Below are 15,521 nucleotides of genomic sequence, written 5' to 3'. Positions count from 1 at the left end.
TAAATAAATATCTATAGTTTCCCACGCATGTTACGCCACACTCTCGCGGTTATACCAATTTCCGCTGCGTAAATAAGTGCTTTTATCATTTCTTCGGTCTCAATATTTTTATCTACTGCGGATTTATTCGAAGTTTTTATAATACCAATCTCTTCCAAAACCCGAACTAACGCAGCTGTTAATGGTTCTTTTGCTTCTAAGGTTTCAGGAATATCTTTCACCCACTCTTGTAAAAGTGTATGAGGCTCACTGCTTGTAACTCTTAACCAAGTACCAGCAACATACCGCTGATTGTTCCATTTTTTAAGGTGCATTTTATCTTTCGTCAAATAATAACGACTGTTTTTAAAAGCATATTCGATTTCTTGGAAAGCATCAGTATATTCGGCTATCTTATTTAATATCAATAAATCCCATTCCGACTCCGAAAGATAATCAATATTGCGACTATTAAACTCATAAAAATCCGGCAATACATTAACTAAGTAACTTATAACCCGTGCACGATTTTCGTTAAATTCTACATCATCGAGTTCACTTGTGACCTGGGTTAAACGTGGGCGTTTCATATATTTTTCTAAAAAGTTTGACGCGTCAACTTTCGCTTCACCTTTATACAAAAAGTGCCCCGTCAGGCGCACCATGCGGGCGCCGCTTATTAAACAATGTTTGGCGTCATAATATTCAATACCCAAAGCACTGTTCTTTACATAATATCGCTTGATATCAAACGGTGTATCGGTCTTAAATAAAATTCTTATACCGGTCATACTCGGCGAAAGTTCTGCATATGCCCCGAGCTCGTTTATAATATTTAATGCCAGCATGCTTATATGCCCGTCGGTCAAACAATTGTCGATATCGATCGCCGATATGTTTGCGCTCCCGACTTTTAAACCCAAAGTCCAGCTAGGGTTTTCTTCAATCACATTACTCACGTGTTTAAAAGAATAAAAAGGATCCAAAGCACTTATTCTTAGTTGCTTAAACGGATCATACGGATACTTCGTGTTAGGTAACGTCACACAAAATTCGCCTTTTTTAACAAACTCTGGTAAATCTTTAAATCTTTTAGAACTCATAACATTCCCCTTTTCTTTTAAAACAAATAATATTTGGTCGTCTGATAATTATCGAATGGTTGATAGACCAGCTCCAGCGGATGATGGAGCTGACCACGCATCTCCGTTGGTGCTTCCAACCTCACACGTGTGGTGATTTTTAGGACACTCGTTCTCGTAACTTAAGGCTACTCTTATTACAATTACGGCAAGTGTCTTTTGGTAGCGGGCGATAATTATCAGACGATCTACGACAATATGCCGAATAGTTGATAGACCCGCTCCATCGGATGAGGGAGCGGATCCCGCGTTCATGCGGTTGAACTTCATTCAACCCAAGCTCCGCGGGAGTAATTTTTGGACACTCGTTCTCATAATTTAAGACCACTCTTATTACAATTACGGCAAGTGTCTTTTGGTGGTGAACGGTATATTGCCTTTTATAAGATAGACAATTAATATTTATCTTATATATTAATTATAATATATAATTGATAAAATGTCAAGAATAATAATTATATTTGTTTAATAAATGCGCGTTCTAATTTATCATCGGTATCATATACATCACCGTAATAATTTTCATCATCAACCAACTGTAACCAACGGAGAACACCTAATAATGTTTCCTTATCACCGGTGACCTTATTATTTTTTAATACGATTTCTGGCCACCGTTCTTTAATTTCTTTTATAAACTCCGGGTTTGTTTCTACATTTAAAAAATAATAATCGCTAGGGACCTCAACACGCAGCGACCGCTTATAAATATCTACTAGTTCGTCTACGTCTTCTAAATCCAGATTTTCATACTCCGAAAATAATACTAACATATCATAAATATAATTTTCTTCCCAACCCAAATACAAAGACGGTTCGCGGTCAGCGGCCTCATTCATTATACGTTCAACCCAGATATTTGGTTTACCACCCAAGATAGATAAAATATGATCAGTGTAACCATGAATATCTCTTTCTTGTAAATAATTGTCTACTGCATCAAATGTCTGTGCTTGTTGTTTATATTTTGTCATATTCACCTCTTAAATTAATTATAGGATATTTAATAAGAAAAAACTACTTATATTTTACTTCGAGCGAAGCAAATAGCAATCCTTGCGAGCTGCGCATAATAACTTTATCATACAATTTATCACAAAGAGCCTCCCCATCAATCCCATATTTTATTCTATAATCTAATTTCCAACTGCTATCTAACCATTTAATCATTCCGATTTCGCTGAAAATAGCTATTACATTCCAGCCCCAGTTAGCGCCGGGCAAATACCAAATATATCTATTTTCGCCGAGTTTTAATAGTTGATCAAATACTGGGTCCTTTAACTGGAGCGTCGGCGACATCCGCTGATAACCCCAATCGGTACGGCTTAACATCGCTAATCGTTTCGCTTCTTTTCTTGATAATTTTTCCCATTTTAGTTTCTCTTTGTTTGGTAAAAGTATTCTTCTCTTATTGAATACTTTGGTAAATTCCTCGCGTGTATAATCAAGCTCTGCAAACATTCCTTCGTCACGAAAACCTATGTTATTAGCCTGCATATACCTAAAAAGATGATCAAGATCGTAAAAATATCGATCTAAAAAATTAACAAAAATAAGTCGCATTCGCCCCATTATTCTGTCTCGTCCTCGTTAAGGTTGCTTTCGTAAATTGCATAATCAACATTAATTATTTTTAATAACTTCATAATATGATCATTATCCAGAAGAACAGTGTTTGCATTCAATATTGCCCGGCGTTCGTTAACCAACTGCGGCGCAATCTTCTTAATTTGTTTATAAACCTCTTCATAAGCAATCTCGCTGTCGTCGACATCAAGATAACCTTCGATGCGCCGACTTGTGTCTCGAACAGGTTTATAAATAACGATGCTACCATTAATATTTTCTAACTTGAAACGCGTGCCCTTCGTGATGTGTTCGACAAGAGTTTTGGACCAGTCGCTACCATCAACAGCCTCGTTCCAACCAAAAATGGTTTCTAAAACATATTTAATATTAATTTCTTGGCGCATATTTATACGCCAGTACAATTTTTCAACATCATTTTCAAATATTAAAATAAAATCTTGTAATTTTTTATCCTGATCAATACCAATTAACTTATAATCCCCTATTGCGGCTGATGCTTTTAATTTGCGGCTGTCACCATCATAACGAACATACCCTCCTTCGGTGCGCGCACTTTTGAGATTTAATAAGTTTATCATAAACAGGTTCATTTGTTCATCAAAATACGGAGTAGAAGGCTCAATAGCAAGAGAACGCCCGCTCGCCATTTGTTTAATTCCTCCGCTCGCGGTCATTAATAGGTGAACCAGATCGTCATGCGGCTTATTTAAGTTGCCATGATAATCCGCCCATTCGCTGCTCTTCCACGCTGTCAATAAGTCACGTATTGGTGCGTTGTGGCGCACGGCCCAGTCTTTCATATCGTAAATAAATAGTTTACTAATATCAAAACCTTCGCTCGCAAACTTACGAATACAATAATTCGCTAACCAATCTTTGTTTACTTGTTGTCTCACGCCTGCACCGAAGTCCGCTCGGGTATCAGGCCAATCCGGTGCCGGTTTCGTCGCATTTAACACTTTGATGCGGCGCGTGAGTGCCCTATCTTTAAAGAATTCCGACGATAATGCATTCGTCGTAATATAAGTAACAAAGTTTGTTTTCACGTCGTAAGGTTCCTTTTGCATCGGGCGAATATTTAATACGTCGTTACCTGTCAAGGCTTTGAATTTACCGATAAAACGCTCATCAACCGCGCCACTTTGTAATTCGTCGAAAAACAACATGCGTTTGTTATAAAAACCGGCCGAATAATGAGTATCGTTTAAAAAGGTTTGTAATTCCATAGAGAATGAACTTGCTTTTAAATCATATATCAATCGCGCTAACGTGGTTTTACCATTGCGCCCAGTACCGAACATAATCAGCGTACTTGCCTCTTTCCGCTCGTTCGTTAAAGTATAACCAATATAGGATAATAAGTCGTCATAGCGTTGAAGGGCCCAAACATCGGTTGTGTCGTCTTTACGTACCCCACTCACACCTTTTAAAAGTGCCTCGAGAAACGCGTTTGGTTTAAGTTTTTTATATTCTTTGCTATCATCATCATACCAATTAGCATCAATAGTGTGAAATATAAAATCATCGGCACTGAAGGGTCGAGATGTCATCGTATTTAAATCAAGCACGCGTTTATTTTTGAATAATAATAAATTGCTGTCTAATTCTTCAATTACTTCGACGTATTTCGGATCATACAAGTAAGGGATGAGCGAGTCCATAATTGCGCGTTTAAATCGCTGTGAATATTTTTTCGTTTTCATCGATAACATAATATTAAACGTATCATAGTCTTTAATATTAAGTTCAATCCATTTTTGCAATTCAGGATTAAAATAATAAAAAGTATTATTATATCGCTTGAATGTATACTCCGATAAATACTCCTGTGCCAAATCATCGGGTTGATCATCCTTGTTTTCTTCTTTTTGTTTCAACAAATCGCGCGGAAAGACCGGTAAATCCTGCAACTGGGCAGGTGCTGTTTTGGGGTCCATAACCGCACTACCTTTTAAATGTAGTGCGCAATATTGTTTGTCGATAAAAAAACCTCGGCCGTGGTTTTGACCCACGTGTAACGCTGCTTGAAAGAAATAATAATAATTTTCTTTGTCGCGTCCCACACACTCTGTGAGATCATATAAGTTTTTATTTTCCCTACGGGTGATCACAACAGCCAAAGGCGCCTCTAATTCAACAAGCAGACTTTCCGAATTACTTAGACGGGTTTCGACATTTAACAGGGTGTTTTCTTCATTTACTTTTACTCGCATATAAGACTCCTTTTACATTTATATTATACCATATTCTTACTTAAAGGTCAAGCAATTCATTATATCGTTTTATTTCGCGCCTAATTATACCAAGCGCTTTTTTAGCGGTAATATTGCCACGGGCGTTTGCCTTTGATCCGCCTATCAATTCTAATAAATCGTTCTCCTCACCTGCTGAGTATCGGTGTTGAATTACAGATATAATGTTTTGTTCTTCGTGTAAAACTCTAATTTGAAACCCCTTACTGTCGCCCCGTACAGTAAAACTATGAGGAATATTATTTTTTTCCAATAGCACTAATAATTTAAATATTTCTCTATATTTTGTTGTAAAAGATAAAATTGCCATATAACTATTTATTTGTCCTCCCAAACTTTTTATTTTTATTTTCTAAATCTTTATATATCATAGATATTACTCATCACTTAGCGTTATAGCGGTAATACTGCCTATCACACTAAACCTTGAATATATGAGTGTAAATATATTAACATTAGGTTCTACTTGATATATATCATCTACATCTATAATTTTGATAGGTATATTGGTTTGGTTGCTAATTGGTAATTGAACCATATGAGAAAACTTAACATGGTATTTATTCATTTTCTAACTCCTTTATTTATCTTCCAACTTACTAATCAACCCTTTTGATAAAAGCAATTCAATGCCATCTTTATTTTTTGCCTCGTTACTAAGCCCAAGTAAACTTCCATCTTTTCCTAAAAAATATAACTTAGATTTATCATTTGATATTTCTTTCATTGCTTCTGTGATTGAAAATGAATATTCGTTAATATCACCAAAATATAAAGTTTCGACAGGTTCATCATAGTCATCTAAGTCTTCTTTAACTAAAAATGATTTCCCCCTGACCACCGCGGTTCCAATACACTTGATTTTGTCTAATCTGTATTTTACACCCATAACACTTGCAAGGGTTACTTGTCTTGTTATTTTTTCGCCATCTTCGGCTTTATAAACTTTATCTGTATAAAAATCTAATTTACCAGACATTGTAAAAACAAATTTATATAATTCAACTTCTTTATTTTTCTTTAACATTTCTGCTACTTGTTCATAAGTCGATTTCATTTTCTAACTCCTTTATTTTTTCTAAAATGTGTAAATTAACTTGTAGATTTTGATTTACTAAGCGTCTATACAACTGTAATAACCTCTCTTGCTTTTTAAGGCGTTCTAGTTCGTTGAGAGCTTGTTGTATCTCATCGATGACTTTTTCATCCGCTGTAATAGGTAATAAATGTGCTGACGTTGATGTGTTGATTACTACTTGTTTCGTAATAATGTTTTTATCTGTTGCTTCTTCATAAATTGATTTACTCATTTTCTTTTTCCTCCTTTATCGTGAATGTTGCCGACGACAGATGCTAATTCATTTGTAGTCGAAAGGTGATGAAAATTATTATATGCATCAAAGAAACCAAAAGCGCCAACAAAGTAAACAACGACACTGGGTTCTTTTTGCCAATATTCTTTGATTAAGTCACCTTCGTAAATCTTAACACCATTTTTGTCTTTTAGTCCTGTGTATTGACCAAGTGTGCTTTCATCAATTTCCACATCTTCATATGCTGTAAAATCACCAATATTTGCAATATAGTTTTCTTCATTATCAAAAATAAGATGTTCTCCGTTTTTATTTTTGTGATAGTGTCCAATAATCCATTCGCCTGCAAAGTAATGGAAACCATTATGTTTCACTTTTGCCCTAAACTTAATATCTCTCATTTTATTTCTCCTTAATAATGTTCTTCTCAATTAATTCAAATGTATAACTATTCATTCCTCATCACTCCAGTCTAATCTTTGCCCACATTCGCTACAAAACTTAACAGTATTTGTATGTTGCTCTTCTCTACATTTAGGACATATCAATTCAATACTTTCAGATACAGGCATCATAGGTGTATCTCTTTCTACTAATTTTTCTATAACTTTTAAAGGCTCTTTATAATTCCAAAACTCTTGTAAATCGTCATAACTTTTAAAGCCTATGTTTAATTCTTTATCTGCTATAAACTTTAATCTTTCCAACGCTTCTTTACTTGTCATTTGTCATCACTCCAGTTTAATTTTTGTCCACAATAGAAACAATAGTTATAATATGTTCCTATAACCGCTTCCCCACATTTGGGGCAGTTATAAAAATCGCCAAAACTAAGAGATACGATAGTTTCTAAGTCAACTTTCATCGGTTCATTACGTTTAAGTGCTTCTTCAATCTGTGAGAAATAACCATTACTATCTTTATAACTTTTGATAAGCAATTCTTTGACTTCATTTCTTAAATCAGTTGGTGCATAATCAATTCTAGTCAAGTATTCGACTAAATCACGCAGTTTTTGTAGAGCTTCTAATTCTTTATTCATAATTTATTTATTTTCCTTTCTATATGTCTTCGCTTAAATCGCAGTAGTAATATTTTCCTTTATGTTTGAAAACAATTTCCAGATAGTCGTTATACCCACCATCATAGTTAGTGCTTATGCGATGATCAATCAAAACTATAACTTTGAATAAGGGAAACGGTTGACTCGATACATTATGGTAAATATCTAAATCCTTAATATATTGTTGAGTATAACCCTCGTTCTTTGCAAGTAGGGCTCGATAATGGGTCTCACTAATTTCTCTTGTTTCGTAATTAGACAACAACTCGCTAATAAATAAATCCGTTTTACTCATATTATTTCTCATTCATTTCGTCTTTTACTATTTCTTCAAGACCAATTAATATATTTCTATAAGCCGCAGATGCTCCATCATAATACCCATCTTCCCAAGCCGAAATATATCTTCTATTTACTCCATCTATAATCAGAAGTTCTTTTTTTACTTCGTTAATTAACTCTTTTAATTTTTTAAATGTCATTTTCTTTCTCCTTTACACTTTCTTTTACGAACTTTTGATACTCGGGATGCTGAAGTAGTAAATGCCAATTCGCCATTGATTAGAACTGATAGTTCGTATGGTTTCATCTCTCATCGTCCCAATCTAACTTTTGTCCACAATCACTGCAAAACTTGAAATTAGGTGTCAACCAATTCCCCTTACAACAAGGACACGAACGAGTGCCATCTTTTTCGTAAATCGGTTTCATAGGTTCGTTGCGTTCGAGGGCTTCTTTCAAAATTAAATAGGCTTGTTTGTCAATGTTTCCATAACCTTCTCCAAAACGAGCCGTATCATTTAATATTTCTAATGCTTCTAACCCTTTATTCATAATTTATTCTCCTTTTCCTTTTTAATTTCATCTTCCTCTAATTCCGGGTAGTCTTCTTCCATTGGGGTTGTTTCCCATGACCAACTTAAACTGGGTGATACTTTGAATTTCTTTCCGCAATTATCACATTCAAATTCATCGATGTTTTCATCATATAATTCAGTAAAATCACCAGCATCGTGTTCATGTTCACAAAGCGGACAAATAGCCCCATCGTCGGAATTAAATGTTTGGTTGATTAACCAGGATTGCACTTTTTCCCACCGTTTGCTACACTTTTCAGAGCAAAAATATCTATCATATTCTTCATTATGTTCTTTTAAACAGACAATACATCTTCTTTGATTACTCATTTTCTGTCCTCCTTTTCCTTTTCGATTTCATCCAAGCGTTCTTGAACCCATTCTCTGATTGCTCTGAGGATTTCATCAAACGTATAACCTTTACTTAGTAAGTCATCACTTTCTTTGCTGATGTTTATTAAGTCATCGGCTCCTTTGCTGATGTTTAGTACTTCAATCAATGTAAATGGGCGGTTTGCTTCATATTTAAGGTCTAATTCTTTTAAGATAACTGCTTTTTTATCTCGCCACCGATAGACTGCGAGTTCTGCTAATAGTTCATTAATGTTTAATTCTTCAGTCATTTTAAGAACCTCTTTCTATAATTTTTTTATTTTTCATCATCGCCCCAATTTAATTTTTTGTCCACAATCAAGGCAATCTCCCTGACTGCCTCGATGATTTCATCTGCATTTATGATTCCTGCTAATTGTTTTTTCTCGTCCATTTCTTCACGGCTGTGGTAACCCGTGCGAACATAGAGTAAATTGTTCATCTTTTCTAAACTGTAACCACTTGTGTCGACCAGGCGTTCCAGTTCTTCTTGCGTCGCTATTCCCATATCTACTAACCAATTCCACATTTTTAATTTTTCCATCGTGTCTCTCCCCCTTTACCTTAGCGCCTTGCGCGCTTGACTGATCGCGCGTTTGAATGAAGTGTTCGTTTCATTATTGGTTAATTCTAATAACGGACTTATTTTTTCATCCCGTGTTTCTACTTTTTTGAAAATTATGTAATTATTAATAAAATCGTCCAATTCTTTTTCTTCGGATCCTACGAGCACACGGATCGAGGTTTTTAGGGAGGGGCTCATAATTTGGCTCGCGGTTTTGTTTTCTAAATTATTAACCGTTTCGCTGTAGGATAAAACAACAACGCCCTCGGAATTAACTGACGGCTCACTCGTAATAAGTTCAATTAATTTATCATCGAATTTTTTATAAAAGTTTTCAACACTCATCGACCACTCAATGATATGCTTTTCTTTCTGCTTCTTTACTTTATGTTTGGGTTTAATCCAACCGCGATCGGCGAACGCCTGTAGCAATAAATGAAGCGACTTATCGTGCCGCCATATGTGGAAATATTCCGACGCTTCTGAAATAATTAATTGATCGGTATCAGTATTATAATGCAATACCTCTTTGCGAGGCAATCCTTTCCCGACTTCTAATTCAACAACAACCAAATTATCTCTCTTAATATAATAAACTTCGCGTTTCATAACATTTACCTCTCTTATATCTTATATTTATATTATACTATGTTCTTGATCAAAAGTCAAGTTTTTAGGTAAATAAAAAATTATTTATCTGTAATATCAAAGCCATTAATGTTTTCGTTTGCCCAAGCAATATCGGCCGAAGCAAATTCATTTAATCCTGCGCCTGGTACATAGATATTACCGTCTTTCATTACTTGAATTTTTAATCTATATAAAGCGAAGCGATCAATAATTTTACTCATTATCTCTTTTACATGTTTCTCCTCAAACAAATCAAAAAACAACGAACTTAAAGTAATAAGTGCTGTATTAAATTGCCGCTCATGTTCATTCTTTACCAACATTACACGCCCTCTTATATAAGAAGTGGGATCACCTTTTAATCCTAATCCTGGTGCCGCGTGCGCATGGAATATATAAGGTTCAATCATTGTTTCGGAACGAGTTTTAACCATGTCCGAATACGAAGAATGTTCCAATATCTCAAACTTTGGATTTTCCGAAGTACCGCTCACTATAACAAAATAGACTCCCACTTTTGGTGCCGCTAGTTTATCTAATAATTTGAATTTTATTTTAATCATTGCAAATCCTTTCTTGTGTTAACTAAAAATATCGAGCAATCTATTTCAAACAAAATTACTCTTTAGTATTTAATAAAGTAATTTTGCTCTTGTTAAGTTTTTCAATATTCTATATTCGGTAATTAGTATCTCGCCCGCCCTTGCGGTTTATTGCTGAGGCGGGCGTTCTACTATCTATTAAAAGATCGGAGCAAATGTTTCGAGATCTATTATTGTGTAGCTAATGCGGTCGGCACGCTCCAGTGATCGATGAACATAACGAGCCTCTTCTAAATCCGCTATTACGTTATTCACAAACGCGTTTCTGCCGTAGCTGTTAAAATAACTCGTTACTACTATTGCGTATCCGCTTTCTCCTTTTAAATCACGCAGGCGGAATTGGATGTCTTTGAGCGCTTTTGGTTCATCTTCGTCCCCGTAGTGCTTTTTCATTTCTAAATAATATTCCACTTCGCGGTAATAGCCACCATTTAATAATTTTACCAATTCTTCTAAAATTGCCACGAATGAATTGGCGGTCACGTTTCTTACTGAAATCGCCCCTCCTTTAAATTCAACTACCACAAACGTATAGTTTCCTACTTCATCTAAATACACTTTTTCTACTCGGGGCACGTACCCTGCAATCAGTTTTCCGATTTCGTCGACCCGTTCTTGATGACGAGACCGCCGGTGGACTTTTTTAAGAAAATCAGCGTTTAATTTGTTTTTTTCGTCCATAATGATATTTTTTTTCCTTTCAATTCATTTTGTTTATTTTTTAACTCATCCAAATATCCCAACTTGCGGAATTCCTTAAAGATGAGATTACCAATTTCATATTCGCTCTTTTTAAGAGATTTCTTACGCAAATCATATATTTCATCAATTAAGGTTAAAATCTCTTTTAAATCGCCTTTAATAGCGCTTTTATAACGCTTTTCCCACTTTTTGAATTCGTCCTCGAAAGATTTTTCTTCATATTCCTCTTTTGTGACGCGTTTGGGTTTAAGAAGCCAACCATCATATAAACTATATGCGCTGGTAACATTTTTGTTAAACTCATCTAATTCAACATATAACTCAACAGGTATACCGTAAAAAGCCACTTTATATTTTAAATTAAAATTACGCGCAAGGACTTGAAACAAAACCTCTTGTAACTTTCGTTCAGCGTCTCGCTCGCTACCTTTTAATATAATATGAATATCTAAGTCGCTGCCTTCCTCGTAATAATTATATGCTGTATTTGAACCTAACAAAACAACATCCAATTCTTCAATTTCAAGGCCGAGATCATATAATTCGTCATAAAAGGCGTCTACCACTTTGGCTATCCGTTTTATAACGGTTTCTTTTAATTGTTCATTTTTCCACAGTTTTGGATTGAGTTCATCATGTATTTCAGGCGCGTCTAATAAAACTTTTTCGTCGCCGGTGCGGTCACGCCCCATCAAAATATCATAAACTTTATAAGCATCTTTAACAGGTGCATCTATATATTCAGACCAGCTGTTACTAGCACGTGACCACCCCAAAGAGCCTAAAGATTTGTCTCGAAAAGCATCGTCATTTATCTCTTCTTTGATTATTTGTTTGATCTTTTGGGCAAAATACCTTTTTATTTTATCCTCTTCCATGTCACTATACGGATTACCATATCTATAAGTCGGAGGAAGAATTATAATAACTTTACCCCCTTCTTTTTTTAAATCGACATCTTTCCAATATCGCTCCATGGCTCGAGAGTTTTCCCAAATACCATCCGACATTTGGCCCAAGACAGCTTCAAAAATCCCGTAATACGAATCGCTTACTCCAGTGTTGATGATGCGTCGTTCTTGTGCCACAATTATTCCTCAAATCCTTCGTCTTCGTCTTCGTCGTCGAAAATGGCCACTATTTCTTCAATAAGTGCTTCATAATCATCATCGCTTAACCGTTGTGTAGTGGCAATCACGAATGCTCTAAATAAATCCCCGGCATCAAAGTCGTGAATATGTTCCCGAATTATAACCTCAGGGCCATATTCTCTCACGTCTTCTATCATTTCTCGTCTTTTAGAACTACTCATACATTTCTCCTTTTTTTTTTGGTGGATCCTACAAGGATTGAACCAGCTTCTGCTGATGGCAACACGGCTTGTGCAAGTTGTGCGCCGATGCTCATCGCGTCATCTAACTTCGAATCCATTGCTTTTGTTTTGCGCTCCCGGTGTAATCGGTTAAACGCCCATTCGTTCGGATTTCGTACAAATGCAGCTTTACCTTGTCTAACTAATGAATTAAACTCTTTTTTATTGACACGGAATACTTGAGCGAGGCCGTATGTTTCACCGTGTTTGAGCGCCTGCTCATAACTAACGGCACGGTATCCGTGATTGGCTAAAATATAATAATCATCTTTGTGATTGTCGCTCGCTTTTTAATCTTCAAACTTCACTTGCTCGTCGCGTTCATCCGTATATGGTAATTTTAAACGCCGCAGCGCCTTTTTGACTTCTAAGCGGAAATTACGCCATTCGCGTTCGCCACCATTCATCTCTAATAAATGCTTCTTATCTTCAAACGCTGGATACATTTCTAACGCTTCAATAATAATATCATCGACGTGTGGATGACCTGAATCGTCACGCTCCTCGACGTGACGGTGTACGTCAGCAATTACTTCATCGAACTCCGTATAATGACTGTCGCATCCTTTTATATCAGCAGCATGATCTAAGCCGAGTAACTCCTCTTCGTCTTCGTCGTCGAAAATATCCACTATTTCTTCAATAAGTGCTTCATAATCATCATCGCTTAGCTGTTGCGTAGTGGCAATAGCGAATGCTCTAAATAAGTCTTCGGCGTCTAAGTCATGAATATACAACCGAATTATTGCTTCTGGCCCATGTTCTCTCACGTCTTCTATCATTTCTTGTCTTTTAGAACTACTCATACATTTCTCCTTTTTTTTTTGGTGGACCCTACAGGGGTTGAACCTGTAACCGACCCGTTATGAGCGGGGTGCTCTACCTTTGAGCTAAAGGTCCGTTTTATATGTTATCCTTATAATTCGCCGCTTGTCTAGATCCTCTTGTCTCTTATATTATAATCTATTTATAAAGAAGTTTCTATCTTTGTTGATAAAATTATTATTTTCTTTATTAATCCCACCAGTAGTCACTTTCTTTTGCAATAGTTTTCCAAAAATTGTCACGAGCAATTCTTGCTATTATCTCTGCAATTTTCGCATCCTCGTGATCGTTGTTGTACCAGTCATTATAATAACTAATTGCTTTTCTTATACCAACCAACCGGTCATAGTCTCCGCGCTCTATTCCGTGAACATTGTTACCTGCGGAATAATATTCTTCCATAAATAATAAAAATTCAAATAACCATTCGGTCGCATATTCAAAACTGTAGGGGTTTGTTTTTGCTGCGAGCTTTTTAAGTCGGCGGCGAAAACGTCGCACGAGTTTTTTGTATGCTCTATATTCTTTCTTTTTTCCCATCATTTTTATCCTCTTTTTTAACCTCAAGCATATAAACCGGGACACCTCGTAGACGCATGCGTCTTATCTCCATCAGTTCATATTCTTTCCAACCTTCACTTATTTCTTCATTAATATAAAATTCACCGATGGTCTCGTTCCCCTCATTTAGCTCGATCCACACATGTTGGGGTACGGACTCTTTTAGGTTCTTTAAAAAATCATAGACGCTGACTAACATAAAATTACTTTCCTTTCCTGAATTATTTGGCTGCCTTTCTTAAGAAGTTAGAAGTAAATTGAGTGGGGGTTGACGCATCTGGCCACTTCTCAATTTACTTCCAACGCGTTTAGATCTTGTTAGAAGCTGTACAAGAAATCTTCGGTGAGATATTGACTATATCTGTCATAGTCTTGACTAATAACATCATCGAGAATCTCGTTCCAACGTTGTTGTTCTGAGAACAATTCGTTATCGTTGATCACATAAAGTAATTTTAGTAATAACTCTAACTTTTCTTCTTCAAATTCGGTGTGTACTACGCCCGTTGGAAGTGTTCGAGCAATCTCCCCGGTTGCTAATCCAGCGTCTTTCTCGCTGTTCATGATGTTGATGACTGCTTCAATAGCTAAACCAACTTTGTGTTTTTGTTTGTGGTTCATGTTGAATGACCTCCTCCTTTTATTCTATATACTAATTATACAATGAAACTTGTCAAAGGTCAAGCAATATAGTTGTTTCTTTTACTAAATGTTTTTATTTCGCCCCAAACGCAAAATAATTTTTAATAATCTGAACTAACTTATAGCCTGTCCAATTTCCTATCTTTTCATCCCATGTAGTATATTTACAAGCACCTTCATATAAACTGTATACCTCATAGAAACTATATGTGCCGAGGGGCTTGTCCCAAACCTCTACTTTACAATAGCTCTCATGATCCAAGTAGTAATCAATAATCTCTTCTAATCTTTTATACTGCGCTTCATTGGGTCTGCCATATAATCTAACGCACGTGTCCTCCTCCGGGTGTGTATTTGAGTACTCAGGATAAAACTCTCTTAACTTTACTTCACCGTGATATTCATCCATAACCAATAATGAGCCGTCTTCAAGAATATAACCCGCTGTATATGGCGTAAAAGAATTGGTCTTAACCGCGTCATTTATACTACTGTCAATGTCTTCTTTATAGTCTGATAAAGATCCACCGAGGCGATGTTTATCTGTACTTGGTTCTTCCCATTCCTCTAATTTCTTTTGTCGTTTTAAAAATGTTGTTATATCCTTTTCTAATTTTTTACCCAAAACTAATTCCCCTTCATATTTTTCGCAAAAATTAACGAAGTCAGCGTTTATTATCCAAGGGTTGCTTTGTAACCATAATTTTCTCCCCACTTTTAAATTACGAAAACTTTCAGGCAAAGAAGTGAGTTCGTTGAAAGATAAATCCAAACTGTGCCCCACTTCTAAATTACCAAAACTTTCTGGCAAAGAGGCAAGTTGATTGTCCCCTAAATATAAATGGCTCTCTACTTCTAAATTCCCAAAGTTCTCAGGCAAGGAATGAACACCTCTGTCACCCCAGTAAAAAAAGAGGCATTATTACTTTGTCATAAGTATTTAATAACTCTTCTAATTCTTCATAAGAGATATTACTATTTTTTACTGTATAAACATTTAAATTATCTTTACTTTTCTTTAAGATCCGAATTTTCATTTTATTCTTCCCAT

27 protein-coding genes and 1 tRNA gene are annotated in these 15,521 nt (G+C 35.8%); all 28 read right to left on the bottom strand.

What is annotated here, in order from left to right; genetic code table 11:
- Positions 1-11: 11 nt before the first annotated feature.
- Positions 12-1,082 carry a hypothetical protein gene (locus M0R38_10140; GenBank protein ID MCK9482102.1) on the bottom strand — a complete coding sequence of 357 codons (1,071 nt, stop codon included), beginning with the start codon at positions 1,080-1,082 and terminating at the stop codon, positions 12-14.
- A 494-nt stretch (positions 1,083-1,576) separates the two neighbouring features.
- Positions 1,577-2,095, bottom strand: coding sequence for a hypothetical protein (locus tag M0R38_10135; protein ID MCK9482101.1), 519 nt, complete (start codon positions 2,093-2,095; stop codon positions 1,577-1,579).
- Between the two features lie 43 nt (positions 2,096-2,138).
- The gene (locus tag M0R38_10130; protein ID MCK9482100.1) at positions 2,139-2,696 is read right to left on the bottom strand and encodes a hypothetical protein; all 558 of its coding nucleotides are present in this window, start codon (positions 2,694-2,696) and stop codon (positions 2,139-2,141) included.
- Positions 2,696-4,927, bottom strand: coding sequence for a DUF5906 domain-containing protein (locus tag M0R38_10125; protein ID MCK9482099.1), 2,232 nt, complete (start codon positions 4,925-4,927; stop codon positions 2,696-2,698). Before M0R38_10125 ends, M0R38_10130 begins: the two co-directional genes overlap by 1 nt.
- A gap of 40 nt (positions 4,928-4,967) precedes the next feature.
- Positions 4,968-5,300, bottom strand: a complete 333-nt coding sequence (locus M0R38_10120; protein MCK9482098.1) for a hypothetical protein — start codon at positions 5,298-5,300, stop codon at positions 4,968-4,970.
- 42 nt (positions 5,301-5,342) lie between these two features.
- On the bottom strand, positions 5,343-5,534 hold the full coding sequence (locus M0R38_10115) for a hypothetical protein (GenBank protein ID MCK9482097.1): 192 nt from the start codon (positions 5,532-5,534) through the stop codon (positions 5,343-5,345).
- Positions 5,535-5,546: 12 nt separating this feature from the next.
- Positions 5,547-6,023 (bottom strand): hypothetical protein, encoded by a 477-nt coding sequence (locus tag M0R38_10110; GenBank protein ID MCK9482096.1) that lies wholly within the window; start codon positions 6,021-6,023, stop codon positions 5,547-5,549.
- Positions 6,007-6,276 carry a hypothetical protein gene (locus tag M0R38_10105; GenBank protein MCK9482095.1) on the bottom strand — a complete coding sequence of 90 codons (270 nt, stop codon included), beginning with the start codon at positions 6,274-6,276 and terminating at the stop codon, positions 6,007-6,009. Before M0R38_10105 ends, M0R38_10110 begins: the two co-directional genes overlap by 17 nt.
- Positions 6,273-6,680 carry a YopX family protein gene (locus tag M0R38_10100; protein ID MCK9482094.1) on the bottom strand — a complete coding sequence of 136 codons (408 nt, stop codon included), beginning with the start codon at positions 6,678-6,680 and terminating at the stop codon, positions 6,273-6,275. The genes M0R38_10105 and M0R38_10100 overlap by 4 nt, the downstream gene beginning before the upstream one ends.
- 51 nt (positions 6,681-6,731) lie before the next feature.
- On the bottom strand, positions 6,732-7,004 hold the full coding sequence (locus M0R38_10095) for a hypothetical protein (GenBank protein ID MCK9482093.1): 273 nt from the start codon (positions 7,002-7,004) through the stop codon (positions 6,732-6,734).
- Positions 7,001-7,321 carry a hypothetical protein gene (locus tag M0R38_10090; GenBank protein MCK9482092.1) on the bottom strand — a complete coding sequence of 107 codons (321 nt, stop codon included), beginning with the start codon at positions 7,319-7,321 and terminating at the stop codon, positions 7,001-7,003. The genes M0R38_10095 and M0R38_10090 overlap by 4 nt, the downstream gene beginning before the upstream one ends.
- A 19-nt stretch (positions 7,322-7,340) precedes the next feature.
- A complete protein-coding gene (locus M0R38_10085; protein MCK9482091.1) occupies positions 7,341-7,637 on the bottom strand; it encodes a hypothetical protein in 297 nt (98 codons plus the stop codon).
- 1 nt (position 7,638) lies between these two features.
- A complete protein-coding gene (locus M0R38_10080) occupies positions 7,639-7,824 on the bottom strand; it encodes a hypothetical protein (GenBank protein ID MCK9482090.1) in 186 nt (61 codons plus the stop codon).
- Between the two features lie 103 nt (positions 7,825-7,927).
- Positions 7,928-8,176: a hypothetical protein gene (locus M0R38_10075; protein MCK9482089.1), complete on the bottom strand. Its 249-nt coding sequence runs from the start codon at positions 8,174-8,176 to the stop codon at positions 7,928-7,930.
- Positions 8,173-8,529 carry a hypothetical protein gene (locus tag M0R38_10070; protein MCK9482088.1) on the bottom strand — a complete coding sequence of 119 codons (357 nt, stop codon included), beginning with the start codon at positions 8,527-8,529 and terminating at the stop codon, positions 8,173-8,175. Before M0R38_10070 ends, M0R38_10075 begins: the two co-directional genes overlap by 4 nt.
- A complete protein-coding gene (locus M0R38_10065) occupies positions 8,526-8,822 on the bottom strand; it encodes a hypothetical protein (GenBank protein MCK9482087.1) in 297 nt (98 codons plus the stop codon). The genes M0R38_10070 and M0R38_10065 overlap by 4 nt, the downstream gene beginning before the upstream one ends.
- A gap of 26 nt (positions 8,823-8,848) precedes the next feature.
- Complete coding sequence (locus tag M0R38_10060) at positions 8,849-9,115, bottom strand: hypothetical protein (protein MCK9482086.1); 267 nt, start codon at positions 9,113-9,115, stop codon at positions 8,849-8,851.
- A gap of 15 nt (positions 9,116-9,130) precedes the next feature.
- A complete protein-coding gene (locus M0R38_10055; protein MCK9482085.1) occupies positions 9,131-9,745 on the bottom strand; it encodes a hypothetical protein in 615 nt (204 codons plus the stop codon).
- Between the two features lie 80 nt (positions 9,746-9,825).
- Positions 9,826-10,329, bottom strand: coding sequence for a hypothetical protein (locus tag M0R38_10050; protein MCK9482084.1), 504 nt, complete (start codon positions 10,327-10,329; stop codon positions 9,826-9,828).
- A gap of 177 nt (positions 10,330-10,506) precedes the next feature.
- Positions 10,507-11,049 carry a hypothetical protein gene (locus M0R38_10045; GenBank protein MCK9482083.1) on the bottom strand — a complete coding sequence of 181 codons (543 nt, stop codon included), beginning with the start codon at positions 11,047-11,049 and terminating at the stop codon, positions 10,507-10,509.
- Positions 11,028-12,158, bottom strand: a complete 1,131-nt coding sequence (locus M0R38_10040) for a hypothetical protein (GenBank protein MCK9482082.1) — start codon at positions 12,156-12,158, stop codon at positions 11,028-11,030. The genes M0R38_10045 and M0R38_10040 overlap by 22 nt, the downstream gene beginning before the upstream one ends.
- A 2-nt stretch (positions 12,159-12,160) precedes the next feature.
- The gene (locus tag M0R38_10035; protein MCK9482081.1) at positions 12,161-12,382 is read right to left on the bottom strand and encodes a hypothetical protein; all 222 of its coding nucleotides are present in this window, start codon (positions 12,380-12,382) and stop codon (positions 12,161-12,163) included.
- Positions 12,383-12,732: 350 nt separating this feature from the next.
- Positions 12,733-13,248: a hypothetical protein gene (locus tag M0R38_10030; protein ID MCK9482080.1), complete on the bottom strand. Its 516-nt coding sequence runs from the start codon at positions 13,246-13,248 to the stop codon at positions 12,733-12,735.
- Between the two features lie 19 nt (positions 13,249-13,267).
- Positions 13,268-13,342: transfer RNA gene (locus tag M0R38_10025), tRNA-Ile, on the bottom strand.
- Between the two features lie 114 nt (positions 13,343-13,456).
- Entirely contained in the window at positions 13,457-13,807 is a 351-nt protein-coding gene (locus M0R38_10020; protein MCK9482079.1) for a hypothetical protein, read from the bottom strand.
- Positions 13,785-14,027 (bottom strand): hypothetical protein, encoded by a 243-nt coding sequence (locus M0R38_10015; GenBank protein MCK9482078.1) that lies wholly within the window; start codon positions 14,025-14,027, stop codon positions 13,785-13,787. Before M0R38_10015 ends, M0R38_10020 begins: the two co-directional genes overlap by 23 nt.
- A gap of 119 nt (positions 14,028-14,146) precedes the next feature.
- A complete protein-coding gene (locus M0R38_10010; GenBank protein ID MCK9482077.1) occupies positions 14,147-14,449 on the bottom strand; it encodes a hypothetical protein in 303 nt (100 codons plus the stop codon).
- Between the two features lie 94 nt (positions 14,450-14,543).
- Entirely contained in the window at positions 14,544-15,350 is an 807-nt protein-coding gene (locus M0R38_10005) for a hypothetical protein (protein MCK9482076.1), read from the bottom strand.
- Positions 15,351-15,521: the final 171 nt, after the last annotated feature.

This window comes from Bacteroidia bacterium, assembly GCA_023228875.1.
Classification (GTDB): Bacteria; Bacteroidota; Bacteroidia; order NS11-12g; family UBA955; genus JALOAG01.
This window is presented reverse-complemented; position numbering and strand designations above follow the sequence as displayed.

Bases quoted from the DNA above. Each gene is read 5' to 3' on its own strand.
- M0R38_10140 (MCK9482102.1), bottom strand. From the start codon at position 1,082: ATGAGTTCTAAAAGATTTAAAGATTTACCAGAGTTTGTTAAAAAAGGC.
- M0R38_10125 (MCK9482099.1), bottom strand. From the start codon at position 4,927: ATGCGAGTAAAAGTAAATGAAGAAAACACCCTGTTAAATGTCGAAACC.
- M0R38_10065 (MCK9482087.1), bottom strand. From the start codon at position 8,822: ATGACTGAAGAATTAAACATTAATGAACTATTAGCAGAACTCGCAGTC.
- M0R38_10105 (MCK9482095.1), bottom strand. From the start codon at position 6,276: ATGAGTAAATCAATTTATGAAGAAGCAACAGATAAAAACATTATTACG.
- M0R38_10075 (MCK9482089.1), bottom strand. From the start codon at position 8,176: ATGAATAAAGGGTTAGAAGCATTAGAAATATTAAATGATACGGCTCGT.
- M0R38_10095 (MCK9482093.1), bottom strand. From the start codon at position 7,004: ATGACAAGTAAAGAAGCGTTGGAAAGATTAAAGTTTATAGCAGATAAA.
- M0R38_10050 (MCK9482084.1), bottom strand. From the start codon at position 10,329: ATGATTAAAATAAAATTCAAATTATTAGATAAACTAGCGGCACCAAAA.
- M0R38_10110 (MCK9482096.1), bottom strand. From the start codon at position 6,023: ATGAAATCGACTTATGAACAAGTAGCAGAAATGTTAAAGAAAAATAAA.
- M0R38_10060 (MCK9482086.1), bottom strand. From the start codon at position 9,115: ATGGAAAAATTAAAAATGTGGAATTGGTTAGTAGATATGGGAATAGCG.
- M0R38_10015 (MCK9482078.1), bottom strand. From the start codon at position 14,027: ATGTTAGTCAGCGTCTATGATTTTTTAAAGAACCTAAAAGAGTCCGTA.
- M0R38_10070 (MCK9482088.1), bottom strand. From the start codon at position 8,529: ATGAGTAATCAAAGAAGATGTATTGTCTGTTTAAAAGAACATAATGAA.
- M0R38_10090 (MCK9482092.1), bottom strand. From the start codon at position 7,321: ATGAATAAAGAATTAGAAGCTCTACAAAAACTGCGTGATTTAGTCGAA.
- M0R38_10130 (MCK9482100.1), bottom strand. From the start codon at position 2,696: ATGGGGCGAATGCGACTTATTTTTGTTAATTTTTTAGATCGATATTTT.
- M0R38_10085 (MCK9482091.1), bottom strand. From the start codon at position 7,637: ATGAGTAAAACGGATTTATTTATTAGCGAGTTGTTGTCTAATTACGAA.
- M0R38_10100 (MCK9482094.1), bottom strand. From the start codon at position 6,680: ATGAGAGATATTAAGTTTAGGGCAAAAGTGAAACATAATGGTTTCCAT.
- M0R38_10045 (MCK9482083.1), bottom strand. From the start codon at position 11,049: ATGGACGAAAAAAACAAATTAAACGCTGATTTTCTTAAAAAAGTCCAC.
- M0R38_10055 (MCK9482085.1), bottom strand. From the start codon at position 9,745: ATGAAACGCGAAGTTTATTATATTAAGAGAGATAATTTGGTTGTTGTT.
- M0R38_10115 (MCK9482097.1), bottom strand. From the start codon at position 5,534: ATGAATAAATACCATGTTAAGTTTTCTCATATGGTTCAATTACCAATT.
- M0R38_10010 (MCK9482077.1), bottom strand. From the start codon at position 14,449: ATGAACCACAAACAAAAACACAAAGTTGGTTTAGCTATTGAAGCAGTC.
- M0R38_10020 (MCK9482079.1), bottom strand. From the start codon at position 13,807: ATGGGAAAAAAGAAAGAATATAGAGCATACAAAAAACTCGTGCGACGT.
- M0R38_10080 (MCK9482090.1), bottom strand. From the start codon at position 7,824: ATGACATTTAAAAAATTAAAAGAGTTAATTAACGAAGTAAAAAAAGAA.
- M0R38_10035 (MCK9482081.1), bottom strand. From the start codon at position 12,382: ATGAGTAGTTCTAAAAGACGAGAAATGATAGAAGACGTGAGAGAATAT.
- M0R38_10135 (MCK9482101.1), bottom strand. From the start codon at position 2,095: ATGACAAAATATAAACAACAAGCACAGACATTTGATGCAGTAGACAAT.
- M0R38_10030 (MCK9482080.1), bottom strand. From the start codon at position 13,248: ATGAGTAGTTCTAAAAGACAAGAAATGATAGAAGACGTGAGAGAACAT.